We start from the raw sequence: 25698 nt of genomic DNA on the forward strand, positions 1-25698 counted from the left end.
AACAGGGCGGGCCGGCGGGCGCCGGCGCAGCGCGAACATGGAATCGCCGGGACTGTATCATTCCGGCAGCGGAATGAATTCGGTCTCGTCGGGGACGTGGGCGAAGCGGCCGGTTTTCCAGTCCTGCTTGGCCTGTTCGATCCGCTCCTTGCTGGAGGAGACGAAATTCCACCAGATATGGCGCGGGCCTTCCAGCGCGTCGCCGCCGAGAAACATCATCCGCGCCGCGCTGATCGCCCGCACCGTGATGCGGTCGCCGGGCCGAAAGATCAACAGGCAAGGCCCGGTATGGCGGTCGCCGGCGATTTTGATCTCGCCGTCGACCAGATAGATCGCGCGCTCCTCGTGATCGGGATCGAGCGGTACGCTGCTCCCGGCCGCGACGCCGACCTCGGCATAGAACCAGGGCGACGCCATCGCCACCGGCGAGGATTGCCCGAAGCTCGAGCCGGCGATGATCCGCGCGGTAAAGCCGGTGTCGGTGACGGTCGGCAGCGTCGCGGCGCCGAAATGCTGGAACGACGGCGCGATCTCTTCTTTGTCTTTCGGTAGGGCGATCCAGCTTTGCAGCCCGAGCATCTGCTGGCCGTCGCGGCGCTGGACGTCGGGGGTGCGCTCGGAATGTGCGATGCCGCGGCCGGCAGTCATCAGGTTCATCGCGCCGGGCGCGATCTCCTGGGCGTTGCCCTCGCTGTCGCGATGCATGATCCGGCCGTCGAACAGATAGGTCACCGTGGACAGGCCGATATGCGGATGCGGCCGCACATCCATGCCCTTGCCGGAGACGAACTGCACCGGGCCGAAATGATCGAAGAAGATGAACGGGCCGACCATCTGCCGCTTGCCGTGCGGCAGCGCCCGGCGCACCGAAAAGCCGTCGCCGAGGTCGCGGGTGCGCGGCACGATGATCAGCTCCAGCGCGTCGCAGGTCCTGGCGTCACCGAGCAGCGGATCGTTCGACGGCATCCAGCTCATGGGCGAAAACTCCTGTGACAGCTTTCGGCCATCATGACGGGACGGGAGCCGGGTTTCAACGGCCCGGTCTGGCCGCCCGGCCGCCTCAGCTCGCCGCGACGTTTTCGACCGCCGGCGGACGCGCCGCCAGCAGCTTGCGGACCGCGGACGAGGATGTCACCTGGCCGCGCTCGGCGAAGGCCTCGTGGTTGGTTTCGATCTCGCCAAGCGCATAGAGATAATTCACCATCAGCCCATGCGACTGCCGCAATCCATTGGCCGAGCGGTCGCCGAGAAAATTCAGCCGCTCTAGCCGGGCGCCGTTGCCGAGATGAAACCGCGCCACCGGGTCGGCCGGCTGGCCGCGCGGCGTCTTGGCTTCCAGGAAATACGCCGCCGCCAGCGGCTGCAGCACCGGCTTGACGCGCTCGGCAAGCTCCGGATTGTCCAACCAGTCCGGCGCATCGAGCAGGTCCAGCGTGGCGCGGGTCGCGGCGTCGAGCCGCGGCGGATCGGCCTCGCGCTCGCGCCGCAGCCATGCGGCGAAGCCCGGTGCCGGTGACAGCGTCACGAAATTCTGCAGGTTGGGCAATTCGCTCTTGATGGTCTCGACCACCTGCTTGATCAGGAAATGGCCGAACGAGATTCCGGCCAGCCCCTTCTGGGTATTGGAGATCGAATAGAACACCGCGGTCGTCGCCTCGGAGGCGGCGATCGGCGTGCGCTCGAGGTCGAGCAACGGGGTGATCGCCCCCGGAATCGCGCGGGTCAGCGCGACCTCGACGAAGATCAGCGGTTCATCGACCAGTTGGGGATGGAAAAAGCCGTAGCAGCGCCGGTCGGGCGGCGCCAGTCGCGCCCGCAGATTGTCCCAGTCGTTGATGGCATGGACCTGTTCGTAGCGGATGATCTTTTCCAGGATATTGGCCGGCGTGGTCCAGTCGATCCGCTGCAGCACCAGGAAACCCCGGTTGAACCAGGACGAAAACAGATGAACGAAATCGTCATCGACATGCTTGAGCTGGGGATGCTCGGCGATCTGCCCGAGCAGCGCCGCGCGCATCCGCACCAGCGACGCGGTGCCGCCGGGCGCCAGATTGAGCCGCCGGATCAATTCCTGCCGCCGCGGCTCGGCGGCGTCGTGCAGCCGGCCGATCGCCTGCGGCGATGCGTCGCCGCCCCGCACGACATCAATCGCGGCGTCGAGTTCGGCCAGATCCGGACCGAACCGCTCCGCCAGCGCGTTGAGAAAGCCAAGCTGGTCGGCTTCGCTGGCCCCGGCATAGCCGGCATGCAGCGAATTGGCCAGCGCGACCCCGGTGGCTTCGCCGCGTCGTGACAGCAGTGTCTCGCCGAGCGCGATCAGTTCGGTCTGCGACATCGGGGTCGGGTTGGTGCGGCCAAGCAGGCCGCGGCCGCGCTCGGTCAGCGTGTTGAGCAGTCCCCCGAGAAAACCCGAGCTGCGGTCCGTGCCATTCGGCATTAATGTGTCTCCTGATCCGCGGGTCCCTGATCGGGTCGAAACATACCCAACCGTGGCTGCCGTTGCCAACCGGCAACTCATGCAAGCGGAATGACGCCGTCGGCGCTTCAAGGTTCCGGGCGCGTCGGTGCCGCAATTTTGAGGACGTCGACGATCCGACTGTACGCCCGGATCTGGCGAAGGCGATCGCACCCTCCGGCTTTGCCGAAGCGGGCCTCTCGCGGCGACGCAACGGGCCCCGGGTCGGGAAACGACGAGATGCATCAAAGGAGTGCAAAACGGACCACACGGGCGGGCGCCGGAAGCGCATCCTGACCGTCTGATTCGACTTAAAGATTCGTTACGCCGCGGGAAGGCGGTGCCGACTCTGAGGGGCTGACATTTTGACCGATGGCGCAGAAGTCCAGAAGTTGCTTCGGCAGCAGGCGGCGATCGCCCGGTTCGGCAGTTTTGCGTTGCGCGAGTGGGATCTGAACAAGATCCTGACCGAGGCGACCAGGGCTTGCGCGGAAGGCCTGGGTGTTCGCTTCAGCAAGGTCTGCCGCTACCGCGCCGAGGAGAACGACCTGCTGGTTGTCGCCGGTTTCGGCTGGAACGATGGCGTGGTCGGCTATGTGGTGTCGCGCGCCGACATGAGTTCACCGCAAGGCCGAGCGTTCAGTACCGGGGAGCCGTCGGTCTGCGACGATATCCAGGCGGCAGGGTTCAGCCTGCCCGCGTTCTATGCCGAGCACGGCATCGCCTCGATCGTCGATGTCATCATCAAGGGCAGCGACGAACAGCCTTATGGCATTCTCGAGATCGACAGCGACCGGCATCAGAAGTTCGACCAATACGATATCAATTTTCTCACCGGCTTTGCCAATGTGCTGGCGGAGGCGGTCTCCACCGCCTCGCGGGCGGCGGAGCTGAAGGCCACGGTCGACCAGATGAGGGCGATGGTCATCGAGAAAGAGCAAATGCTGCAGGCCAAGGACGTCGCCGATCAGCAGCTTCGCCAGGCCCAGAAGATGGAAGCGGTCGGGCAATTGACCGGCGGTATCGCCCACGACCTCAACAACATCCTCACCGTGATCGTGGGAAATATGGAGCTGTTGATCGACGGGGTTGCGGATCGGCCGTCGCTGGCGGAACTCGCCCACATGGTCGATGACGCCGCGACGCGCGGCGCCGACCTCACCCAGCGGCTGCTGTCGTTCGCGCGAAAGCAGCCGCTTCAGCCGCGCGAGGTCGACGTCAATGCGCTGGTGATGAAGGCCACTAGCCTGTTGCGGCAAACGCTGGATCGTCGGGTCGAGATCAAGATGGATCTGGCCACCACGGTGCCCCGCGCCTTGATCGATCCCGGCCAATTGACCAATGCGATCCTCAATCTGGCGCTGAATGCCCGCGACGCGATGGAGCAAAACGGCACGCTGTCGATCGAAACCAGCGATGTCGTTCTCGACGATGCGAGCGAGCCTACGGCCGACGGCATTACGCCCGGGCGCTATGTGCTGATTTCGGTGGCCGATAATGGCCACGGCATTCCGGCCGACCTGATCGACAAAGTCTGCGAGCCGTTCTTCACCACAAAGGATGTCGGCAAGGGCTCCGGCCTGGGGCTCAGCATGGTTCAGGGCTTCGTTCAGCAATCCGGCGGACAAATCCGGATTTCCAGCACCGAGGGGTTCGGCACGACGATCCGGATCTATCTTCCGCAAGCGGCGGAGAGCGTCCAATCCGTCGCGGTGCCGGCGGCCGCCGCGGTGGCCACTGGCGTGTGCGAGACGATCCTGGTGGTCGAGGACGATGAATTGGTGCGGAATTTCGTGATCGCGCAGATTCAAAGCCTGGGCTATCAGGCGCTGTCGGCGGCCAATGCGGAGGAGGCCCTGGTTGTGATCGACAACGCGGAACACATCGATCTGCTGTTTACCGACATGATCATGCCCGGCGCGCTGAACGGCCGTCAACTCGCCGAACAGGCGATGCGGCGCAGGGCATCCCTCAAGGTGCTGTTCACTTCCGGCTATTCGGACGACACCATCATCCATTATGGCCGGCTCGATCCCGGCGTGCTGCTGCTGCCCAAACCCTACCGCAGGGCGGATCTCGCGCGCTCGATTCGCATTGCGCTTGAGGTCGCTTCGCCGCAGCAGCTGATGACGTCGACCAGTACAAGATCCGCGCTGAAATCGCCCAACGCGGCTTGAGCCGCGCGGCCTGCCGGCGCCGCGATCGTCCTGCTTGATTGCAACCCCTGAATGTTGCGTTAGCATCATCGGCGAGAGCGCAATTCATGCGCTTATCAATCGTCCAGGGATCTCGGCCGATGAAGGAGTCGCATAGCCCCGATGCTGCGGATGCCGGTCCAAGTCCTGCTGATACTAGTCCTGCTGGTATAAGTTTTGCGCAGATGCGGCCCGCGCCGATCCGGGAGCCGGTGCTGGACACGCCGCGGCTGTTGTTGCGGCCGTGGCGGGCGTCCGACATCGCGCCCAACACCGCGATGCTCGCCGATCCGGGCACCGCGCGATTCATCACCGTCGACGACAAGCCGGTGACCGACGCTTTGACCGGCTGGCGTAACGCGGCGACGATGGCAGGGCACTGGGCGTTGCACGGCTTCGGCATGTTCGTGGTCGAGGAAAAATCCAGCGGCAGCTTTGTCGGCCGGGTCGGGCCGTGGTGTCCGCCGAACTGGCCCGGCTTCGAGGTCGGCTGGGGCATCGTCAAGGAGGCGCGCGGCAAGGGCTATGCGGTGGAGGCAGCGCGGGTCTCGATCGATTGGGTGTTCGCGAATTTCAGGGTCGATCAGATCGTGCATTGCATCGATCATGAGAACGCCGGGTCGCAAGCGGTCGCGCGGCGGCTCGGCGCCAAGATCGAGCGGCAGATCGATCTGTTCGGACATCCCGCCGATCTTTGGGTCACGCGGCGCCAGGCTTGGCCTGCCGGGTGACCAGCACATAGAAACGCGCGATTTTCGATGCGCCGGTGCGAAATTGCACAGACGGCCCCCAGAGCCGGATGCAAACTACGTGGTAATAACAAAGTGAGCGGATTGGAAATCCGCCACGCATCCCAATCAGGACGCCCAAGGAGCGGCCTCCGACTTCACCCCCGTCGGATCCGATCATCATGGGCTTTTGACCCAGCCGACAGGCCGGAGGACTGCCGCGCGCGAGGTCTTGATATCTGGGCGCACGCGCCCTTCTTGCCTTGGGGAATTTTCCCGGTCGGTGGTGACCTCCTCAGAGTCGGGCGGAAAAGAAATCAAGAGCATCAAACTCGATTTCGTCATTGCGAGCCGAGGACGGCGCGTCGCGCCGTCCGACAGCGAAGCAATCCAGAGTCGCCCAGCAAGGATTGGATTGCGTCGTCGCAATAGCTCCTCGCAATGACGGCCTCGAAGTCTTGATTCTAATTGATCCCTTCTCTTGGTGAGACTCTCAGCGATAATATCGCGGGCCGTTCTGTTATCTTAGCTAGCGAGGCTCGGACGCAGTGCGGCGGCGTCGCGAAGCGCCTGTTGCAGCGCCCCGATATTCGGTGAGCTGGTGCCCTTGCGCCAGATCAGCACGGTCTCGGCGCGGTTCTCGCCTTCCGGCAGCCGATGAACGGTCAGCCGCTTGCTCTCCGGAAAAGTTGTCAGCACGCTTTCGGGCAACAGCGCGATGCCCATGCCGGCAACGACACATCCGAGCATGGCGTGATACGACCCGAGTTCGGTGGTGCGCTCCGGCATCGCGCCGCGCTTCCTGTACCAATCTTCCAGCCGCTTGCGATGCGGGCAGCCATTCTCGAACACCAGCACCGCGCGCGGAGCCGCGCCCTGCGCGCTGATCTCGGGATGATCGGCGGCGGAGACGATCACCGGCACCTCGTCGAAGGCGTGCATCTTGTCGAACGGCGCATCGGCGATCGGCTCGGCGACGAAGGCGGCGTCGAGTTCGCCGGCCAGGATCGCCTTGGCCAGCGCGTCAGGCGTGCCAATCCGCAGCTCCAGCGTCACTTGCGGATAGCGCCGGTGAAATTCGTTGAGCGGCGCGGGCAGGCGCACCGCCGCGGTGCTTTCCATCGCGCCGATGCGCAGCACGCCGCGCGGCTGCGAATCCTGCAATGCGGCGCGGGCCTCGTCGGCGAGCGCGAGGATGCGGTCGGCGTAGCCAAGCAGCACCCGGCCGGCGGGGGTCAGGTGCAGCCGCTTGCCCTCGCGGACGAACAGCGGCTGGCCGAGATCGTCCTCCAGCTGACGCAGCCGGGTGGTGACATTGGACTGCACTCGATGCAGCCGCTCGGCCGCGCGGGTGACGCCGCCCGCGCGCACCACGGCGCAGAAGATGCGTAGCTCGGCCAGATCCATGCATCTCTCCTGGAGATTAAAAGCATCTCAATTATTCATTTTATGAGATTTATTGCGCCGGGTAAACCGCCGTCATGGCCCCTCTTTGCGAAAGGCACGCCCATGGCGGACGACGATCATCGCTATCCTGGGAGGTTGCGCGACCTGACCCCGCAGCAATGGACCGAGCTGCGACGGACCATCATCGCGCAGAGCCATGCCGAGCGGGATCGGGCGATCCGCAAGGTGTTTGTCGCGGCGTGGGGCGGCGTGAGGATGCTCTGGCGCATCGGGCGCCGGCTCTGGCTTGGTCAGCAGGCCCGTAATGCATTGCGGGCGATGAGCGACAACGAGCTGCGCGATCTCGGTATCCGGCACCACGATATCGATGCGGCGATTGTCCGTGGCCGCGCGAGCGACCTCAACCGCCCCGGCGGCGGCTCGCTTGCGCGCCGTTGCGGCAGGGACAATGAGCTAAAGTTGCCCCAGCCTTGTCGCTTCGCCGATCTGTGAATAGCTCTCCAGCGTCAGGATCGCGTCGGCGAATTTCTCGGCGCCGCCATTGAGCACGCTGCGGGTCAGTAGCAGGAATTTCTCCGCCATCGCCTGATCGCTTGGAAACGAGGTCGGCTCGCCGGACGGATCGGCATAGATCCGCTCGTGGACGCCGTCATCGGTGGTGATCGTCACCCGGCCGCCGAACGGATGGGTCTTGCCCTCGAGCCGGTCGTCCTGCACCACCTCGAACTTGTCGGCCAGCGCATCGATCGCCGCATCACCGAGCCGGGCATAATCATCCCAGCCGAACCGGCCCTGGTCCAGCGCCACCGCGCCGGTGAAGAACATCGAGAACTGGCCGCCGACGATCGAGGTCGGGTGCCGCTTGGTGGCGGCGTCGCCGGTCAGCGTAATGCCGTTGCGGTGCAGCCCGATCTCGACCCGCTTGACCTGATCGGGCGTCAGATTGTGCTCGCGCCGCATCGCGATCAGCGCATCCAGCGCCGCATGGGTGTAGCGGCAGCTCGGATAGGGTTTCACCCCGATCTTCATGGTCTCGTAGACCGAGCCCAGCCCAGCCACCGCCTTGTCCGGATGAGCGTTGTCGCTGTAGCCGACCAGCAGCCCGTGAATGCCCTCGACCGATTGCGTCGCGCCGAGAAAATCATTGCGCGCCAGCGTCGCGGCGATCACCCCGTTCATCGCCGCTGCGCCGACCTGGTAACGCTTGTTCCAGGCGCCGTTGACCAGGAATTGCAGCGAACCGGCGGCCTGGCTGCCGGAGACGCCGAAGGCCGACACGATCTGATCTGGCGACAGCCCGAACAGCTTCGCGGCGGCGGCGGCGGCGCCATAGGTGCCGGCGGTCGCGGTGGGGTGGAAGCCGCGGGCGTAATGCGAGGTCGGATCGAGCGCATTGCCGAGCCGGCAGCACACTTCATAGCCGGCGACGATCGCGGTGAGCACCTCGCGGCCGGAGGCGCCGACCATCTCGCCGACCGCAAACGCCGCGGGTACTACCGGCGCCGAGGGATGCAGCGACGAATCGGCGTGGGTATCGTCAAAATCCAGCGAATGGCCGAGCGCGCCATTCAGCAAGGCCGCCACCGCGGGGGTCCAGCCCTTGGTGTCGCCGAACACGGTGGCGTCGCCGTCGCCGTCGAGCGAAAGAGCCTTCAGCATCGCCAGCAGCGCCGGGGTGGATTCGGCGTCGCGTCGCGCCCGGATCGCGCTGCCGAGAAAATCCAGCGTCAACAGTTTGGCGCGGGAAACGACGTCGCGGGGAATGTCGTCGAATTTCAGCGCGGCGACGTAGCCGGCCAGGGTTGCGGTCTCGTTGGCCATTTGGGCTCCCTTTTTCGCCACGTTAGGCGCTGGCCGGACGGCGTTCAAGCTGCCATACCAAGCAGATTCGCAGCAGCCGCCGATTTGGTATGATCCTATGAAACAATTCTGGGCGCGACATCTCGCGCCGCTACGGCCGCGTCGGCCGCAATGGAACTTGGCGCTGCGGGTAACGCTGGCGGCGACGTCGGCGTTGGCGGCGGGGCTGGCGCTGCATCTGCGGCTGCCGCTATGGGCGGTGCTCACGGCGATCATCGTGACGCAAATGAGCGTCGGCGGCTCGCTGAAGGTTGCGGCGGATTATCTGATCGGCACCGTCGGCGGCGCGCTCTATGGCGGCGCGATCTCCATTTTCGTGCCGCATCATGGCGAACTGGCGCTGCTTGGCGTGCTGGTGCTGGCGGTCGCGCCGCTGGCGCTGCTCGCGGCGGTCAAGCCCCGCCTGAACATCGCCACCGTCACGGCGATCATCGTCCTGCTGGTGCCGACCATGACGCCGGTCAATCCGCTGGATTCTGCGGTCGATCGGGTTCTGGAGGTCGGGGTCGGGGCCGTGGTCGGGCTGGTGGTGTCGTTCTTCATTCTGCCATCGCGCGCCCAGGGTCTTGCCATCGCGGCCGCGGCGCGCGCGCTCGATCTGATGGCGGTGGCGCTTGGCGAATTGCTGGCCGGGTTGACCGGCGGCCACGACACCGATGCGTTGCACCGGCTGCAGGACGGCATCGGCCAGGCGCTGGTGACCTTGACCGGGATCAGCGCCGAGGCCCAGCGCGAGCGCGCCACCGGCCTGTCGCGGGGGCCGGACCCGGCGCCGCAGCTGCGAAATCTCCTGCGGTTGCGCCATGATCTGGTGATTGTCGGCCGCGCCGCTGCCAGCCCGCTGCCGCCGGCGCTGCAGGAACGCCTGGGGCCGTCGCTGCAGGGCGTCCGCGCCGCAGCCACCACCTATCTGTCGGCCAGCGCCGCCGCGCTGCGCGAACAGCAGGGACCGCCGCCTCTAGCGCCGGTCCGCGCCGCGTTGGATGCCTATGCGGCCGAGGTCGCGGCAGTGCGGCGGGATGGGCTGGTCCGGCCGATGTCCGGCGAGATGATCGAGCGGTTCTTCGCGCTCGGCTTTGCGCTCGAACAGCTACATCAGAATTTTCGTGATCTGGAGATGAGGGTGGCCGAGCGCGCCAAGCCCGGCCTGCTTGTCGCCAAGCCTCCAGCGGCCTGATCAGGCGTTAGAGCTATTCCGGTTCTGATAGAATCAGAACCGGAGCTCTAGATTCTTGTTTTGACGCGTTTTCGTCACGCGAACCGGTTTCCACTTCGCTCGAAAACGCGCTAGCGATTGCGCAGGGCTTCCAGCGCGTTCGCGCTCAGTCGCTCAGGGTCACGCTCGCCCCGCGATGCCTCTTCGAGAATGCTGTTGGTGAGAAAGCTCAGCACGCTCGACGGCGTTTGCAGCGGCAGTTCCTGCATGCACTGTTCAAGCGCGGCCGACATCGCGGCGATCGTGTCAGGTCCGAACGCCTGCGCGCCTTGCGGTTCCGGAACGAAGGCGTGCTGCTCGACCGACTGCGGCTCGTTGCCGATGCGGGTGGCTTCGGCCAATACGCTAAGATAGATCAGGCCCGCCTCCGCCAGCATCGCCTCGTCGGCCTCGCCGGATTTGGCGGCGGCGACGATGCGGCCGGCCAGCCGCTTGCGATTGAGGTCGGTGCCCGACTTGGTGCCCTCGCGTTCGAGGAAGCGCTCCCAAGCGCTGTCGAACGCCCGCGCCAGAGTGAGTTTGGTGTCGTCGGGTGTACCGATTTCATCGGTCTGGGTGCTGTCATTGTCCACCATCGGCAACCACCAAGTCTGACCGAAGTTCCGTCGTCTGTTCAATCCGCCAGTCGCCGCAGCATCGAGCGCACCACCAGCCGGTGGAACGGCATGATGGTCGCCAGATAGGCCCGGCCAAGCCGATTGTGGGTCAGCACCAGCGTGGAGGTTGTGACGCTGCGGCCGGTCGCGCCGTGGCCGACGTTGACTACCACGCGGAAATCCAGATGGCTGTCGTTGAACCCGGCGACGATCTGCTCCGACGTTTCGCTCACTACCGGAAAGATCCCGATGCGGTCGCCGGCGGCCGATTTGCCGGGCGCCGGGGTCTTCAATCCGAACGGTGCAACAATGAGGTTGCGCAGCGCCATCAGCGCGTCGATCCAGCGCGGCCCGTGCTCGATCATCCGGATCGCGGCGTGGCGGGCATCGAGTGTCGGATCATGGATCTCGACCCGAAAGGCGTCGATGAATTGCGCGCCGGGCAACAACGCATCGGCATCGACATCCGGCTCGACCGCATCGATCTGCATCCGTCGTTCTCGCTGCGCGCGGGCGTCGGCCATCACCCTAATGCGGGAGCGGCGCCCCGCGAAGTGGGCGGCCCCGGCGCTAGATCTTGACCACCATCACATAGATCGCGGCAACCAGCGGCACCGTGGCGATCACGCCCCAGATAATCCAGAGGCGGGCGTCGCGGCGGTAGCCCTCCGGAATCTCGCCGCCCTGCGCGAAGGAGCGCGCCACGCGCGCTTGCCTGATCTGCAGCGGCACCAGAATCCCGAGCCAGATCACCCCCGAGACGGCGAACAGGATCTGTCCGGCGACAAGCCAGGGCGAGGTGAACAGCGGCAGATCCTTGAGGATCGCGGCGCCATAGCCGCCGATCATGATCAGCACGATGCCGGCCAGGGTGAAGATGAAGTCCGCGACCGTCACGCCGCGCTGCGCATGGGCGATCACGCGCGGATCGCCGGTCATATCGGAAAACACCTTCCAGAACGCGGTGATCGTCACATTGCCGACCAGAATAACCACGCCGACCACGTGGAGCACCTTGAACACGTCGTACATTCGAACTGATCCACGCCTGCTGCCTGGCCGAGCGCAGGCGGTTGAGGGAGCATTGCCGGTTTTCGCCAGCGGTTTTGCTCGGGTTTTTCGCCGCAAATGTCAAATGCACGCAGCTGGTGGCCAGGCTTGGACTTTGGTCGCAGTAGTCGCGCAGGGATCGCATCAAAAAGCGGCGTTCGTTGCAGCCGCGGCGGCGCTCCATCGCCCTGATCGCGGCAATCTGCGCCCGCCACGTTGAGCTGGAAATTGTCCGCCGGTCGAGGCTGCGCGCGCCGTGGTCCGGCCCTCAGACACAGTGGGGCGCGATGGTGTTGCCCGTGGCTCTGTCGCGGTGCCTCTCTCGCGGTGAAACAGTGTGTGATTTTGCGCGCCAACAATTTTCCCGAATCATTATTATTTTGCAGTGCAGCAACTATATCGGGCTGACTGGGTTGCCTTACACTTGGACGAGGAGCCGCCGTGTCATTGAGCCGCAACATCGATTTTCTCAACCGCTTACGAAAAATGAACGGAATCAGTGCGCTGGATCCGTCGCTGTGGGGTGGCAAGCCATCCGGCGCGGGCAGCAGACTGGTCGAAACCGCGGAGTTCGGGCCAAATCCTGGGGATCTGCGGATGTTCACCTTCGCCCCCGAGGGCGTTACGGGAAAGATGCCGCTGGTGGTGGTGTTGCACGGCTGTGGCCAGAACGCCGCCGGCTACGAGATTGGCGCCGGCTGGTCGACGCTGGCGCGGCGTTTTGGTTTCGCCCTGCTGATGCCGGAGCAGAAATCCGCGAACAATTCGAATGGCTGCTTCAACTGGTTTGTGCCCGAGGATACGACGCGCGGTAGCGGCGAGGCGGCGTCGATCCGGCAGATGATCGATCACGTCGCCGGCACGCATCAGATCGACCGCGATCAGATCTTTGTCACCGGCCTATCGGCTGGCGGCGCGATGACGGCGGTGATGCTGGCGACCTATCCGGAGGTGTTTGCCGGCGGCGCCATCATCGCCGGCTTGCCGTTCGGCATCGCCAGCAATGTCCAACAGGCGTTGAGCGGCATGATGCGCTCGCCGGCGCACTCTGCGCGCGAACTCGGCGATCTGGTGCGCAATGCCTCCGCGCATAAGGGGCCATGGCCGCGGCTGTCGGTGTGGCATGGCAGCGCCGATCGCACCGTCAATCCGTCCAACGCCGACGAAATCGTCAAGCAATGGCTCGACCTACATCAATTGCCGGCCGCGCCAATGTCGGAAGGCATCGTCGACGGCTATCCGCGGCAGGTCTGGTGGAATGCTGATGGCGAGACGGTGATCGAATCCTATTCCATCACCAGCATGCCGCATGGCACGCCGCTTGGGCTCGCCGCGAATGACGAACGTTACGGTGTCGAAGGCGCGTTCCTGCTCGAGGTCGGGATTTCGTCATCCTACCATATCGCCAGCTTCTTCGGTCTCACCGAGCGAATTCCGCAGACCATAATTCCGCAGACCAAGGCGGTGGCGATGCCCGACCTGGTGGCGCCGAAGCCGGAGCGGGTCGAGGAGATCGCACAGGCGTACAAGGTGCGCGCCAAGGGCGATCGCCGCGCCGATCAGCGCGATCCGCCGGGGCGGCGCGCGCTCGATATCAACGGCGTGATCACTCGGGCGCTGACTGCTGCGGGTCTGATGAAGTAACGATCGGTCTCGGCAGTAGCGGAGGTCGCGCCATTTGCGCAGGTCGCCGCGGATGCTAGGCTCCACGGCACTGCGCATGGGCCGCAGCCTAACCGATCGTTGTTCAATGTTGGATCTGGATCCCGAGAGAGCGATGGCCGGTGATTTTCTCACCGGCGGCGGAGAGATGGGCGCGTTGACGCGCGCTTATGACTGGTCATCGAACCCGATCGGTCCGCCACAGCGCTGGCCGCAGAGCCTGCGCACTGCCTTGCGGTTATTGCTGAACAGCAACCACCCGATGTTCATCTGGTGGGGACCGGATCTCATCCAGTTCTACAACGACGCCTATCGCCAGACGATGGGGCCGGAGCGCCACCCTGGCGCGCTGGGCCAGCGTGGCCGCGACTGCTGGGCGGAAATCTGGGACGTGATCGGGCCGCAGATCGAGCAGGTGATGAGCGGCGGCGGCGCCACCTGGAACGAGGATCAACTGGTCCCGGTGACGCGTCATGGCCGGCTCGAGCAAGTGTACTGGACCTATGGCTACAGCCCGATCGATCAGGACGATTCGGTCGGCGGTGTGCTGGTGGTCTGTCGCGACGTGACCAAGGAGCATCTGGCGGCGACGGCGCTACGCGAACGCGAGGCCGAGCTGACGCGGGTGCAGCAGATTGGCCGGATCGGCGGGCTCGAGGTCGACCTGCGCGACGGCTTCCGCAACCGGCGCTCGCCGGAATATCTGTTGCTGCACGGCCTGCCGCCGGAGGCGGCCGAGGAAACCCATGAGGACTGGGTGCGGCGGATCCATCCCGACGATCGCGCGGCGGCGGAGCACCAGTTCCGCGAGGCGGTCGACGGCGACGTCCGCGAATATCACGCGCAATACCGGATCATTCGCCCGAGCGATGGCCAGACCCGCTGGATCTCGGTCCGCTCGATCATCGAGCGCGACGATCAAGGCCGCGCGATCCGGCTGGTCGGCGCCCACACCGACGTCACCGAACAGGTGGTCGCCGAACAGGCGCTGCGGCAAAGCGAGGAGGCCTACCGCGAACTCGCCGATCAGCTGGTACAATTGAATGCCACGCTGGCGCAGCGGGTGCAGGAAAAGACCCGCGAGCGCGACCGGATCTGGGACGTGTCGCAGGACCTGCTGCTCGTCGCCGACCGCAATGGCGTGTGGCGCACGGTCAATCCGGCGTGGACGAAGACCTTCGGCTGGAGCGAGGCGGAATTGCTGAACCGCACCTCCGATTGGCTGGACCATCCCGACGACGCCGCATTGACGCGCGGGCAATCGAAGGCGCTCAGGAGCGGCGAAATCAGCGTCAAATTCGAAAGCCGGTTTCGCCACAAGGACGGGTCCTATCGCTGGCTCTCCTGGGTAGCGGTGTCCGACGCCAACGCCATCTATGCGGTGGCCCGCGACATCACCGCCGAGAAGGCCGCCGCGGAGCGGCTGAAATCGGCGGAGGAGGCGCTGCGCCAGTCGCAGAAGATGGAGGCGGTCGGTCAGCTGACCGGCGGCATCGCCCACGACTTCAACAATCTGCTGACCGGCATCGTCGGCTCGCTCGACCTGATGCAGGTCCGGCTCGATCAGGGCCGCGTCGAAAACATCCCACGCTATATCAGCGCGGCGATGACCTCGGCCAATCGCGCCACGGCGCTGACCCACCGCCTGCTGGCCTTCGCGCGGCGCCAGCCGCTGATCCCCAAACCGGTCGACGTCAATCAGCTGGTGGTGTCGCTGGAGGATCTGCTGCGCCGGACCATCGGCGAGGCCATCGACCTTCACATCGTCGCCGCGGCCAATCTGTGGCTGACGCTGTGCGATCCGAACCAGCTCGAAAGCGCGGTGCTCAATCTGGTGATCAATGCCCGCGACGCCATGCCGGAGGGCGGCAGGATCACGATCACGACGCGCAATGTCCGGTTCACGTCGGTCAACGCCGATGCGCCGGCGCTGCGGCCAGGCGATTACGTCTGCGTCGCGGTCGCCGACAGCGGCGCCGGGATGAGCGCCGAGGTTGTGGCGCGGGCTTTCGATCCGTTCTTCACCACCAAGCCGCTTGGCCAGGGCACCGGGCTCGGTCTGTCGATGATTTATGGCTTCGCGCAGCAATCCAACGGCCACGCCGAGATCGACAGCAAGCCGGGGCACGGAACCGAAGTGAGGCTCTATCTGCCGCGCCAGCTCGGCGCCATCGCCGCAGCCGTCGAGCGCATGCCGGCTGTCGCTGCGTCGGCTCCGTCAACCGGAGGAACCATATTGGTGGTCGAGGACGAGGCGGTGGTCCGCGGCATCGTCGTTGAATTGCTGCGGGACCGGGGCTACCGCGTATTGGAAGCGTGCGACGGGCCTTCGGGACTTGCGTCCCTGCGGCACGGCGAGCGGATCGATCTGCTGCTGACAGACATCGGACTGCCGGGCATCAACGGTCGCCAGCTAGCCGACCAGGCGCTTGAACTCCGTCCCGCGCTGAAGGTTCTGTTCATGACTGGCTATGCCGAAAGCGCGGCGATCGCCAAGGGCTTCCTGCAGCCCGGCATGGACATGATTACCAAGCCGTTCGATCTGGAGGAGCTGGCGCGGCGCGTTCGCGACATGGTCGCGACGTAGCAGCGCGCGGCGCGACGGGTTAAGAAAATATTCGTGGCTTCGCCACGCGGGCGGTGGAACTCCCCGGGGGGCGGCGACTTGTCATGCACATTCCACGACCCCCCGGAGTTCAAAATGATTCGCCGCCTTATCGCGACCACCGCCGTTGTCCTCACGATGACAGCTCCTGCCATCGTTCATGCCCAAGGCGTTCCCGGCGGCATTGAACGTGGCGCCCACGAAGGCGGCAAGGCCGCCGGCCCAGTCGGCGCGATTGTCGGCGGCACCATCGGTGGCGTTGTCGGCGGCGTTGCGGGCATCCTGGGCGTCGATGAGCGTCCGCGCTTTCGCACCTATGTGGTCGAGCAGAAGCGCCCCTCGTATCGGTACGAGCAGGAAGTGCGCGTCGGTACCGTTCTGCCGGAGAGCGGCTTGAGCTATTACGAAGTGCCGGAACAATACGGCCATGCTCACGAATATCGTTACACCGTCGTCAATGGCCGCACCGTTCTGGTCGAGCCGCGGACCCGGCGGATCGTCGAGATCGTCGAGTAAGCGGATTTCGTATCACTCGTAGTTGTACCTAGCGTACGGGGGCCGTCCAAGCTGGGCGGCCCCCGTATTCGACGCAAGTCGAAATGAAGATCACGACGGAACTAAACGCCCAAACCGTGGTTAATCCGATATGACCCAACCCGATATCTGGTACGTGGCCTATGGCCCGGATACGACTGTGAAGTCCGATGACAGGGCTTCGGGTGTCGTGCGCTCGACCAAGACGTTCAAGTCCGAAGCGGAGGCCAAGGCTTTCGCCATGGAGATCGTCGCCAAGGGCTGGTCGGCCAATGCCGGCACGCTCAATCCATATCAGCCAAAGCGGATGGTGCCCTCCTCGCAAATCGAGAAATGGGCCAGCCTCTCGACGCACGCGTGATCCGACCTCGATCTGATCGAGTGCAGGCTTAGCTGGCGGGCTGCTGCGCCGATGTCCAGCGCAGCAAGCGTTGTGCCGTCACATCTCTCCGGTCAGAAACGGATTGGTCATGCGCTCCTGGCCGATGCTCGATCCCGGACCATGCCCGCAGATGAAGCCGACGTCGTCGCCGAGCGGCAATAGTTTCTTGGTGATCGATTCGATAAGCGTGGCGTGATTGCCGCCGGGCAGGTCGGTGCGTCCCACCGAACCGGCGAATACGACGTCGCCCACCATTGCAAAGCGCATCGCGTCGTTGAAGAACACGACGCTGCCCGGCGAATGACCGGGGCAATGCAAAATCGCAAAACTCAACTCGCCGATCTTGACGCTGTCGCCATCGGCGAGCCAGCGGTCCGGCGCGAAGTCGCGCACGCCGGTCATGCCGAAGCTGCGTCCGCTGTTGACGACATTGTCGAGCAGGAATTTGTCGTCGATGTGCGGCCCCTCGATCGGCACCTTCAGCGCGTCGCGCAGTTCGGCGGCGCCGCCGACGTGATCGATATGGCCATGGGTGAGCCAGATCTGCTCGACGCTCACCCCCGCCTGCTTGATCGCAGCGAGGATCTCCGGGACGTCACCGCCAGGATCGACTACCACGGCCTTTTTGGTCGTCTCGCACCACAACAGCGTGCAGTTTTGCTGGAATGGCGTGACCGGAATGATGGCCGCTCCGGCTTTCGCCGCGCTGTGGCCGGGGCCGTCGGTTTGCTCTGTCATGCCAGTACAATGCCGATTTTTTCCTGCTCGCCAAGCCCAAAAAACCGCGCCGCAAGGCGATCGGCGGCCTCAGGCGGCGCGAACGGATCCCAGGAACGTCGCCACTTCGGATTTCAGATTGGCGCTCTCGCCGGACAGCGCGTGCGCCTCAGAAAATACCTGCGACGATGCCAGCCCGGTGTCGGTGGCGCCGCGCTGCACTTCGGCGATGTTGGCTGTGACGTTCCTGGTGTCCCCAGCGACCTGCTGCACGTCGCGGGAAATCGCGGCCGTCGCCGCGCCCTGTTGCTCGACCGCGGCGGCAATCGTGGCGGAAATCTCCGACATCTGCCGGATCGTGTCGGTGATCTCCCTGATCGATTCCGTCGATTGGGTGGTGGCGGCCTGGATGCTGCCCACCTGTTGATTGATCTCCTCGGTGGCCCGCGCGGTCTGCCCGGCCAGGGCTTTCACCTCCAGCGCCACCACCGAGAAGCCGCGCCCTGCCTCGCCCGCCCGCGCCGCCTCGATGGTGGCATTCAGCGCCAACAGATTGGTCTGCTTGGCGATGGTCTGGATCAGATCGACGATCCGGCCGATCCGGCTTCCAGCACTGGCCAGTTCCACCACCTGCTCGTTGGTGCGGCGGGTCTGTTCGACGGCCTTGGCGGCGATCGCGCCCGCGATGTGAATCTGCCGTCCAATCTCGCTGACCGAGCGTGCCATCTCCTCGGCTGCCGCCGCGACCGATTGGACATTGGTGGCGACTTCATCGGAGGCGGCGGCGACCGTGGTCGCAAGCTGCTGAGAATGCGTCGCGGTCGTCGTCAACGATCCTGCCGAGGTCTCGAGCCGTGTCGAGGCCGCCGACACCGTCTCGATGATCCGTCCGACCGCGACCTCGAACGCGTCGGCGAGCCGATTGGTGTCGGCCCTGCGCTGTTGCGCCGCCAGATTGTCCTGATCGATCTTGGCCGCGGCCTCGACCTCGGCCTTCTGCTTCGCCTTGACTTTGAAGTTCTCCACCGCCCGCGCCATGTCGCCGATCTCGTCGCTGCGCGACAGTCCGGGCAGCACCACGTCGAATTCGCCCGACGCCAGTTGCTGCATCGCCTTGGTCATACGGGCGATCGACCTGGCGATGCGCTGGCCGAACATCAGCGCGAAGATTCCGATGCCCAGCGTGGCGACGCCGATCGCCCACGCCAGGAATTCGCGAAGCTCGGTCGCGCGGGCCTCGGAAGCCAGGTAGCGCTCGTCGGCCGTCTTGATCAGAAGGTCGAGCGTCGGGCGATTGCGATTGAACACCGTCAGAAAATCGTCGACCTCCTCGTTCATCGACGTCTTGGTCACGGCATATCCGGCAAAGCCCAAATTGTAGGATTTGAGCAGCGCCGTAAGCTCCGCCTTCACGGCGGCGGGTAGCTCGGTGGCCGCGAGCCGGTCCTGAAATTCATCGGCGCGAAGCGAGAGCTGGTCGCCATATTTCTCGTCGCCCCGCAACATGAAATCCTTTTCATGGCGCCGCATCATCAGCATCAGATTGGACAGACGCGGCTGGTCCAGCTCGACGAGCCGGGCCTCGAGCTGATGAACCGCGTTCCGAAGCTTGCCCTGCAACCCGTCGGCCTCGGTCAGGCCAAGCACCTTCTGTGCCGAAACGAGGTTGTGAAACCGCGTCACATAGAGCCTGAAGCCGGCGCGCAGCGCCGAGGTCTGCTTCATCGGGTCGTCGTCCGGCAGTTGCTGGACGGTCGTTTCGATTGCGTCAAGATGCTGTTGTGCCGCTGTCATGAGCGCATTGTGGGCCTCGATCAGCTTTTCCTCCGGCTTGCGGAGAAACGCGGTGGCGATCAGGCCGGCTTCGAGATAGCTGCGCGACAAGGCGACGACATGGGACCGCAACACCATCCGCTGCGCGGATTCGGCTTGCATGCGATCGGCGAATTTCACGCCGGCCAGGCAAATGATGCCGGTGAGCAGCACGCCGACGACCCCCAACAGGGCGATCTGAACGCGCAGGCCAATCCGGGGCAGCGCGATGCGCCGCGCCGGGGATTTCGCCTTTCGACCGCGAATTTTGAGCATCTGGAAGTCGGCCTTTCACAAACCGCAGACCGTCGACCGCGGAGCGAGACGGCCTGACTGATGGGGCGTTGTACGAAGCCAACTCCGAAGATAGAGTAAAGCCGCGGAAGACTCTTGCCACCGTCGATTAGTTAGAAAGTTGATCGCCATTGTCACCTGTGCGTCACATCGATGTCTGGCGCGTCGTCGACGCGCTTTCGCATCCGCACGATCGAGGTGAAAGTCGCCGCGAAATCCGCTAGGCTGCCGGCCATGGAATCGGATGTCGTTCACATCGTCGCGCCGCCGGATCGCCGGCAATCGGAGACCGCGTTGCTGATCGCGCGCGGCACCTCGCGGCTGCTGCGTTCGCTCGGCTTTGCCTGCGTCAGCGAGCTGCCCCTGCCATCCGGGCGCCGCGCCGATCTGGTGGCGCTCAACGAACGCGGTGAGATCTGGATTGTCGAGATCAAATCGTCATTGCAGGATTTGCGCGCCGACCAGAAATGGCCGGACTACCGCGCCCATTGCGACCGGCTGTTGTTTGCGTTCACGCGGGATCTGCCCTGCGAGATTTTCCCGACTGATACCGGGCTGATCGTGGCCGACGGCTATGGCGCCTATCTGCATTGCGAGGCACCGGAACATCGATTGCCCGCGCCGACCCGCAAGGTGATGATGCTGCGCTTCGCGCTGGCGGCGGCGCAGCGGCTCAACCGGCTGAACGATCCGCAGGGGTTCGCGGAGAGTTAGCCTGCGACGTTATCCTGAAGCGCGCGTTGCGATGCGTATTCAGGGCTTCAATTCGTCATTGCGAGGAGCGCGGCGACGAAGCAATCCAGTCTGTGCTGGCGGCTCCTGGATTGCTTCGCTGTCGGACGGCGCTTCGCGCCGTCCTCGGCTCGCAATGACGGAATACTGTCACTGTTGCGGATGCTCGGCCTTAGCGCGGCGCGCGCTTGGCCAGGATTCGCTGCAGGGTGCGGCGGTGCATGTTGAGCCGGCGGGCGGTTTCGGAGACGTTGCGGTTGCACATCTCATAGATGCGCTGGATATGCTCCCAGCGCACCCGATCGGCCGACATCGGGTTGTTCGGCAGTTCGGATTTTTCCGCGCCGCTGGCGAGCAGGGCGGCGACCACGTCGTCGGCATCGGCCGGCTTCGACAGGTAATCTACCGCGCCCATTTTGACCGCGGTGACGGCGGTGGCGATGTTGCCATAGCCGGTCAGCACGATGGCGCGGGCATCCGGCCGCTCGCGCTTCAGCGCCGACACCACGTCGAGGCCATTGCCGTCGCCGAGCCGCAAATCGACCACCGCGAAGGCCGGCGCCGCCTTGCCGATCTGCGCCAGCCCGTCCGACACGCTATCGCAGGCGGTCACGGCGAAGCCGCGGGTTTCCATCGCGCGCGACAACCGCTCCAGGAACGGCTTGTCATCCTCCACGATCAGCAATGAGCGGTCGGTATGGCCAGAAAGTTCCGGGATGGCATTCACGGTGAGAAATCCTCCATTACGGTTGCGACATCATATGGCGACGAGATGTCGCGCTGCCAAGGACCGGGGCCTGCGGCCGGATGGCGCGGTCCCTACTCTTGTTTGAAGCGTTTTCTTTACGCCAACCGGTGCCCACTTCGCTCGAAAACGCTCTATGTGTCCGGTTCCTGGGGGATCTCCACGGTTTCGAAGCGGCTGCGAGGCCAGGTGATCTGGACCACGGCGCCATGGTCGGGAAACACCTTGTTGCGGAACGAGACCTTGGCGCCGGTGCGCTCCAGCAAGGTCCGCGCGATGAAGACGCCGAGGCCGAGGCCGGCATGGGCGCCATGAGGATCGTCGGCGTTGCGTCGGCGCGAGACGTAGGGCTCGCCGATCCGCCGCAGCATGTCGGGGGCGATCCCGGGGCCATCGTCGGAAATCATGACCTGCACGGTGTCGGCGTTCCACCAGGCGTTGACCTCGACAATGTTGCGGGCGAAGTCGACGGCGTTTTCCAGGATGTTGCCGACGCCATAGAGGATCGCCGGATTGCGCATCCCGACCGGCTCGGGGACGCCGGCCACCGCGATCCGCACCTTGATGGTGATGTCGAAATCGCGATGCGGCGCCACCGCTTCCTCGATCAGCGTCGACAGCGGCATGCGGTCGAACGGCGCGCCGGAAGACGACAGCTGGGTGATCTTGCTGAGGATTTCCCGGCAGCGCTGGGCCTGTTCGCGCAGCACCTTGAGATCGCCGGCGATGGTGGCGTCGGTCGAGGTCTTCTCCAACTCGCGGGCGATCAGGAAGATCGTCGACAGCGGGGTGCCGAGCTCATGGGCGGCGGCGGCGGCGAGGCCGTCGATCTGGGTCAAATGTTGTTCGCGGGTCAGCACCAGCTCGGTGGCGGCCAGCGCGTCGGCGAGCTTGCGGGCCTCCTCGGTGACCTGGAACGTGTAGAGGCTGGTGACGCCGATCGCCAGCAGGATCGAGAGCCAGACGCCGAACAGATAGACCGACGGCAGCGCCACCGGCTCGTCGCCATTCCAGGGCAGCGGCAAATGATAATAGCCGAGCAGGGCGGCGCACAGCGCGGCGAAGATGCCGAGCCCGATCGTCATCCTTGTCGGCAGCGCGGTGGCGGCGATCAGCACCGGGCCGAGGAACAGAAACGAGAACGGATTCTGCAAACCGCCGGTGAGGAACAGCAGCCCGGCCAGCTCGGCGATATTCAGCGCCAGCAGCGCCGCCGCATGGATCGGCTCCATTCGCTGCATCGGATTGAAGGCAGCCTGCAGCGCAATATTGACCAGGGCCGACAGGCCGACGACGGCGATGCAGGGAATGACGGGAAATTCGAATTCCAGCCCCTGCGCGACCACGAAGATCGCCGCGATCTGCCCAAGCGCGGCGAGCCAGCGCAGCCGCAAAATGGTATCGAGGCGGACATGGCGGCGCGGATGGCGGAAGTCGGAGGATATGGTATCGGTCATCCGCCGACATTAGCCGTGCATCGGGCCGACCACAAACCGGCCGGCGCGGCGCGACGATTGGTCCGACGCTTGCGCTCACAGCCGCGATCGTCAATGAAGCAGCGTGATGAGCCTCGACACCGCAGCCATGCCGGGCGCGCCCGGAGCCGATCCGTCCACTTTGGCGGCGATCGACGTCGCCCATCTGGTCAAGCTCTACAAGACCACGCGCGCGGTCGACGATATCTCGTTCCGGATCGCGCGCGGCAGCATCACCGGCCTGCTCGGCGGTAATGGCGCCGGCAAGACCACCACTATCGCGATGATCATGGGCCTGGTGCTGCCGAGCTCGGGACGCATCCAGGTGCTGGGCTACGGGATGCCCGAACAAAGCCAGCATGTGCTGGGCCGGATCAATTTCGAAAGCCCCTATGTCGACATGCCGATGCGGTTGACGGTGCGGCAAAACCTTACGGTGTTCGGCCGGCTCTATGCGGTGGACAATCTGCCCGAACGGATCCGGCAGCTCGCCGCCGATCTCGATCTCGGCGAATTCCTCGACCGCCCCAATGGCAAATTGTCGGCCGGCCAGAAGACCCGGGTGGCGCTGGCCAAGGCGCTGATCAACCGCCCCGATCTGCTGCTGCTGGATGAGCCGACCGCATCCCTGGACCCGGATACCGCGGACTGGATCAGGTCGCATCTCGAGACCTATCGCAAGGCCCAGGGCGCGACCATTCTGCTGGCGTCGCACAACATGCTGGAAGTCGAGCGATTATGCGACCGGGTGATCATCATGAAGCGGGGCCGGATCGAGGACGACGACAGCCCCTCCAACATCATGCTGCGTTACAACCGCAGCACGCTCGAGGATGTGTTCCTCGATGTCGCGCGCGGCCGGGCTCGGGGCGATTCCGGCTCTGACGATCCGGCCATTGCCGCGGCGGAAGGTGACGCGGGGCACCGGATCGGTGGAGACGGCGTGCCATGAGCGACCCCAGCTCCCACCGCGGCCTCGCGATGCACCGCATCAACGCGATGATCCTGCGCTATTGGTACCTGTTGATGTCGTCATGGCCGCGGCTGTTGGAGCTGGTGTATTGGCCGGCGCTGCAGATCATCACCTGGGGCTTTCTCCAAAAATACATCTCGACCAATGCGGGATTCTTCGCCCAGGCCGGCGGCACCTTGATCGGCGCGGTGATCCTGTGGGACATCCTGTTTCGCGGCCAGCTCGGGTTTTCGATCTCGTTTCTCGAAGAGATGTGGGCTCGCAACCTCGGCAATCTGATGATGAGCCCGCTGAAGCCGATCGAGTTCCTGATCTCGCTGATGATCATGAGCGTGATCCGGCTGGCGATCGGCGTTGTTCCGATGGTGGTGCTGGCGATGACGTTGTTCGATTTCAACCTGCTCGGCTTCGGGCTGCCGCTGATCGCATTCTTCTGCAATCTGATCTTCACCAGCTGGGCGCTGGGAATTTTTGTCTCCGGCCTGGTGCTACGCAATGGGCTCGGTGCCGAAAGCATCGTCTGGACCTTGATGTTCGGCGTGATGCCGCTGGCCTGCGTGTATTATCCGGTGAGCGTGCTGCCGCATTGGCTGCAATATGTCGCCTGGGCGTTGCCGCCGACCTATGTATTCGAGGGGATGCGCGCGCTGTTGATCGACCACGTATTTCGTTTGGATTTGATGCTCTGGGCGCTCGCAATCAATCTGGTGTTGCTGGCTGCCTCTTTCGTCGGCTTCTTGTTGCTGCTGACCAGCGCGCGCCGGCATGGATCGCTGATCCAGAGCGGCGAATAGGCTTGTTCCGGACAGCTTTCGCCGCCGTTCCGTGCTCTATTTCGATCCATGCATTGACGCTTTACTATGCAGCGGCCACTATGCTGCGCCGCAGGATGATTTCGAGGGAAAGACATATGCCAGCTGTGATTGGTGAATTTGGCCGCCCGCCCGAACTGCCGTCGGAAGTCAGTCCGGCGATGACGACGCCGATGTACTGGTTCTACGAACTGGCTCATGCGTCGCTGAACCCGGCTCGGGTGATATCGGATACGACCAAGCTGATGCTGAAGAACCCCCTCAATCCGTGGTCGCGGACCGGGATCGGCAAATCCATCGCGGCCGGCTGCGAATTGTTCGAGCGCACCACGCGCCGCTACGGCAAGCCCGAATGGGGGCTCGACGACACCGAAGTCAACGGCATGCGGGTGCCGATCGAAATCCACAATGTCTGGGAAAAGCCGTTCTGCCGGCTGCTGTATTTCGAACGCAAGCTGGAGCGGCCGCTGCGGGTGCCGGCGCAGCGCGTGCTGATCGTGGCGCCGATGTCGGGCCATTACGCCACGCTGCTGCGTGGCACCGTCGAGGCGTTCCTGCCGACCCACGAGGTCTACATCACCGACTGGACCGACGCCCGTATGGTGCCGATGACCGAAGGCCGGTTCGACCTCGACGATTACGTCGATTACATCATCGAGATGCTGCAAATGCTGGGCGGCAATGTCCATGTCATCGCGGTATGCCAGCCCTCGGTGCCGGTGCTGGCCGCGGTCTCGGTGATGGAGGCCGATAACGACCCGTTCGTGCCGGTGTCGATGACGCTGATGGGCGGTCCGATCGACACCAGGCGCAATCCGACCGCGGTCAACAATCTCGCCGCCGAGAAGGGAATCGACTGGTTCCGCGCCCATGTCATCACCAAGGTGCCGTTCCCGCATCCGGGGGTGATGCGCGACGTCTATCCCGGGTTCCTGCAGCTGAACGGCTTCATCAGCATGAATCTCGACCGCCATGTCGACGCGCACAAGAACCTGTTCAATCATCTGGTGCAGGGCGACGGCGATCTGGCCGACAAGCATCGCGAATTCTACGACGAATATCTCGCGGTGATGGACCTGACCGCCGAATATTATCTGCAGACCGTCGACGTGGTGTTCGTCAAGCACGCGCTGCCGAAGGGCGAGATGATGCATCGCGGCAAGCCGGTCGATCCCTCCAAGATCAAGCGGGTGGCGCTGATGACGGTGGAGGGCGAGAACGACGACATCTCCGGTCTCGGTCAGACCGAGGCGACGCACGCGCTGTGCACCGCGATCCCGGATGATCGTCGGGTGCATTACGTGCAAAAGGGCGTCGGCCATTATGGCGTGTTCAACGGCTCGCGCTTTCGCTCCGAAATCGTGCCGCGGATTTCCGATTTCATGGTGTCGGCGGCGCATGCGAAGAACACCGCCGACGCTGCGGAATAGCTTTCGCGCGTCTCAACA

Annotated in this window: 24 protein-coding genes; 13 read left to right on the top strand and 11 right to left on the bottom strand. The window is 64.6% G+C overall.

Annotated features, from left to right (window positions below):
• Positions 1-57: 57 nt before the first annotated feature.
• Together RBJ75_RS22240 and RBJ75_RS22245 are read right to left on the bottom strand one after the other, a co-directional pair.
• Complete coding sequence (locus tag RBJ75_RS22240) at positions 58-975, bottom strand: pirin family protein (RefSeq protein ID WP_044415237.1); 918 nt, start codon at positions 973-975, stop codon at positions 58-60.
• Between the two features lie 85 nt (positions 976-1060).
• Positions 1061-2437, bottom strand: coding sequence for a malonyl-CoA decarboxylase (locus tag RBJ75_RS22245; RefSeq protein WP_044415239.1), 1377 nt, complete (start codon positions 2435-2437; stop codon positions 1061-1063).
• Positions 2438-2820: 383 nt separating this feature from the next.
• Here RBJ75_RS22245 and RBJ75_RS22250 point away from each other — a divergent pair, with 383 nt between their 5' ends.
• On the top strand, positions 2821-4632 hold the full coding sequence (locus RBJ75_RS22250; RefSeq protein ID WP_276156958.1) for an ATP-binding protein: 1812 nt from the start codon (positions 2821-2823) through the stop codon (positions 4630-4632).
• Between the two features lie 203 nt (positions 4633-4835).
• The gene (locus RBJ75_RS22255; protein ID WP_044417208.1) at positions 4836-5381 is read left to right on the top strand and encodes a GNAT family N-acetyltransferase; all 546 of its coding nucleotides are present in this window, start codon (positions 4836-4838) and stop codon (positions 5379-5381) included.
• Positions 5382-5903: 522 nt separating this feature from the next.
• Here the strand turns inward: RBJ75_RS22255 and RBJ75_RS22260 are convergent.
• A complete protein-coding gene (locus RBJ75_RS22260; RefSeq protein WP_044416342.1) occupies positions 5904-6785 on the bottom strand; it encodes a LysR family transcriptional regulator in 882 nt (293 codons plus the stop codon).
• Positions 6786-6887: 102 nt separating this feature from the next.
• On the opposite strand from RBJ75_RS22260, the gene RBJ75_RS22265 reads away from it, so the two are divergent.
• Positions 6888-7277 (top strand): DUF1127 domain-containing protein, encoded by a 390-nt coding sequence (locus tag RBJ75_RS22265; RefSeq protein WP_044416344.1) that lies wholly within the window; start codon positions 6888-6890, stop codon positions 7275-7277.
• On the opposite strand, the gene RBJ75_RS22270 is transcribed toward RBJ75_RS22265, so the two are convergent.
• Positions 7239-8606 (bottom strand): MmgE/PrpD family protein, encoded by a 1368-nt coding sequence (locus RBJ75_RS22270; protein WP_044416346.1) that lies wholly within the window; start codon positions 8604-8606, stop codon positions 7239-7241. The two genes, RBJ75_RS22265 and RBJ75_RS22270, sit on opposite strands and share 39 nt — an antisense overlap.
• A 97-nt stretch (positions 8607-8703) precedes the next feature.
• On the opposite strand from RBJ75_RS22270, the gene RBJ75_RS22275 reads away from it, so the two are divergent.
• Complete coding sequence (locus RBJ75_RS22275; RefSeq protein WP_044416348.1) at positions 8704-9822, top strand: FUSC family protein; 1119 nt, start codon at positions 8704-8706, stop codon at positions 9820-9822.
• A gap of 110 nt (positions 9823-9932) precedes the next feature.
• Here RBJ75_RS22275 and RBJ75_RS22280 read toward each other — a convergent pair whose 3' ends face one another.
• The 3 genes from RBJ75_RS22280 to RBJ75_RS22290 form a co-directional block, all read right to left on the bottom strand.
• Positions 9933-10436, bottom strand: a complete 504-nt coding sequence (locus RBJ75_RS22280; protein ID WP_234707349.1) for a hypothetical protein — start codon at positions 10434-10436, stop codon at positions 9933-9935.
• Between the two features lie 38 nt (positions 10437-10474).
• Complete coding sequence (locus tag RBJ75_RS22285; RefSeq protein WP_044408092.1) at positions 10475-10948, bottom strand: DUF2867 domain-containing protein; 474 nt, start codon at positions 10946-10948, stop codon at positions 10475-10477.
• 79 nt (positions 10949-11027) lie between these two features.
• Complete coding sequence (locus RBJ75_RS22290) at positions 11028-11489, bottom strand: DUF2269 family protein (RefSeq protein ID WP_044408093.1); 462 nt, start codon at positions 11487-11489, stop codon at positions 11028-11030.
• A 459-nt stretch (positions 11490-11948) separates the two neighbouring features.
• Between RBJ75_RS22290 and RBJ75_RS22295 the strand changes: the two genes are divergently transcribed.
• The 4 genes from RBJ75_RS22295 to RBJ75_RS22310 all read left to right on the top strand — a co-directional run bounded on the left by RBJ75_RS22295 (position 11949) and on the right by RBJ75_RS22310 (position 16669).
• Positions 11949-13151: a PHB depolymerase family esterase gene (locus RBJ75_RS22295; protein ID WP_044408094.1), complete on the top strand. Its 1203-nt coding sequence runs from the start codon at positions 11949-11951 to the stop codon at positions 13149-13151.
• A 133-nt stretch (positions 13152-13284) separates the two neighbouring features.
• Positions 13285-15756: a hybrid sensor histidine kinase/response regulator gene (locus tag RBJ75_RS22300; protein WP_234707350.1), complete on the top strand. Its 2472-nt coding sequence runs from the start codon at positions 13285-13287 to the stop codon at positions 15754-15756.
• A gap of 114 nt (positions 15757-15870) precedes the next feature.
• Positions 15871-16290 (top strand): DUF1236 domain-containing protein, encoded by a 420-nt coding sequence (locus RBJ75_RS22305; protein ID WP_044408096.1) that lies wholly within the window; start codon positions 15871-15873, stop codon positions 16288-16290.
• Positions 16291-16420: 130 nt separating this feature from the next.
• The gene (locus RBJ75_RS22310) at positions 16421-16669 is read left to right on the top strand and encodes a hypothetical protein (RefSeq protein WP_052628861.1); all 249 of its coding nucleotides are present in this window, start codon (positions 16421-16423) and stop codon (positions 16667-16669) included.
• 78 nt (positions 16670-16747) lie between these two features.
• Here RBJ75_RS22310 and RBJ75_RS22315 read toward each other — a convergent pair whose 3' ends face one another.
• Positions 16748-17428, bottom strand: coding sequence for an MBL fold metallo-hydrolase (locus tag RBJ75_RS22315; protein ID WP_044408097.1), 681 nt, complete (start codon positions 17426-17428; stop codon positions 16748-16750).
• 69 nt (positions 17429-17497) lie between these two features.
• Positions 17498-19342, bottom strand: coding sequence for a methyl-accepting chemotaxis protein (locus tag RBJ75_RS22320; protein ID WP_276156939.1), 1845 nt, complete (start codon positions 19340-19342; stop codon positions 17498-17500).
• Here RBJ75_RS22320 and RBJ75_RS22325 point away from each other — a divergent pair.
• On the top strand, positions 19337-19552 hold the full coding sequence (locus RBJ75_RS22325) for a hypothetical protein (RefSeq protein WP_276156940.1): 216 nt from the start codon (positions 19337-19339) through the stop codon (positions 19550-19552). The two genes, RBJ75_RS22320 and RBJ75_RS22325, sit on opposite strands and share 6 nt — an antisense overlap.
• 195 nt (positions 19553-19747) lie before the next feature.
• Positions 19748-20227: an MmcB family DNA repair protein gene (locus RBJ75_RS22330; RefSeq protein WP_044408130.1), complete on the top strand. Its 480-nt coding sequence runs from the start codon at positions 19748-19750 to the stop codon at positions 20225-20227.
• 190 nt (positions 20228-20417) lie between these two features.
• Here the strand turns inward: RBJ75_RS22330 and RBJ75_RS22335 are convergent, their stop codons facing one another.
• Together RBJ75_RS22335 and RBJ75_RS22340 are read right to left on the bottom strand one after the other, a co-directional pair.
• Positions 20418-20972: an ActR/PrrA/RegA family redox response regulator transcription factor gene (locus RBJ75_RS22335; RefSeq protein WP_044408099.1), complete on the bottom strand. Its 555-nt coding sequence runs from the start codon at positions 20970-20972 to the stop codon at positions 20418-20420.
• A 152-nt stretch (positions 20973-21124) separates the two neighbouring features.
• Complete coding sequence (locus RBJ75_RS22340) at positions 21125-22447, bottom strand: ActS/PrrB/RegB family redox-sensitive histidine kinase (RefSeq protein WP_044408100.1); 1323 nt, start codon at positions 22445-22447, stop codon at positions 21125-21127.
• 106 nt (positions 22448-22553) lie between these two features.
• On the opposite strand from RBJ75_RS22340, the gene RBJ75_RS22345 reads away from it, so the two are divergent.
• From RBJ75_RS22345 to RBJ75_RS22355, 3 genes are all read left to right on the top strand, one after another.
• Positions 22554-23417 (top strand): ABC transporter ATP-binding protein, encoded by an 864-nt coding sequence (locus RBJ75_RS22345; protein WP_044408101.1) that lies wholly within the window; start codon positions 22554-22556, stop codon positions 23415-23417.
• Positions 23414-24232, top strand: a complete 819-nt coding sequence (locus tag RBJ75_RS22350; protein ID WP_044408102.1) for an ABC transporter permease — start codon at positions 23414-23416, stop codon at positions 24230-24232. The genes RBJ75_RS22345 and RBJ75_RS22350 overlap by 4 nt, the downstream gene beginning before the upstream one ends.
• A 116-nt stretch (positions 24233-24348) precedes the next feature.
• Positions 24349-25680 (top strand): polyhydroxyalkanoate depolymerase, encoded by a 1332-nt coding sequence (locus tag RBJ75_RS22355; RefSeq protein WP_044408104.1) that lies wholly within the window; start codon positions 24349-24351, stop codon positions 25678-25680.
• The last annotated feature ends 18 nt before the right edge of the window (positions 25681-25698 follow it).

The sequence above is a fragment of the Rhodopseudomonas sp. BAL398 genome (assembly GCF_033001325.1).
Taxonomy (GTDB): domain Bacteria; phylum Pseudomonadota; class Alphaproteobacteria; order Rhizobiales; family Xanthobacteraceae; genus JARJEH01.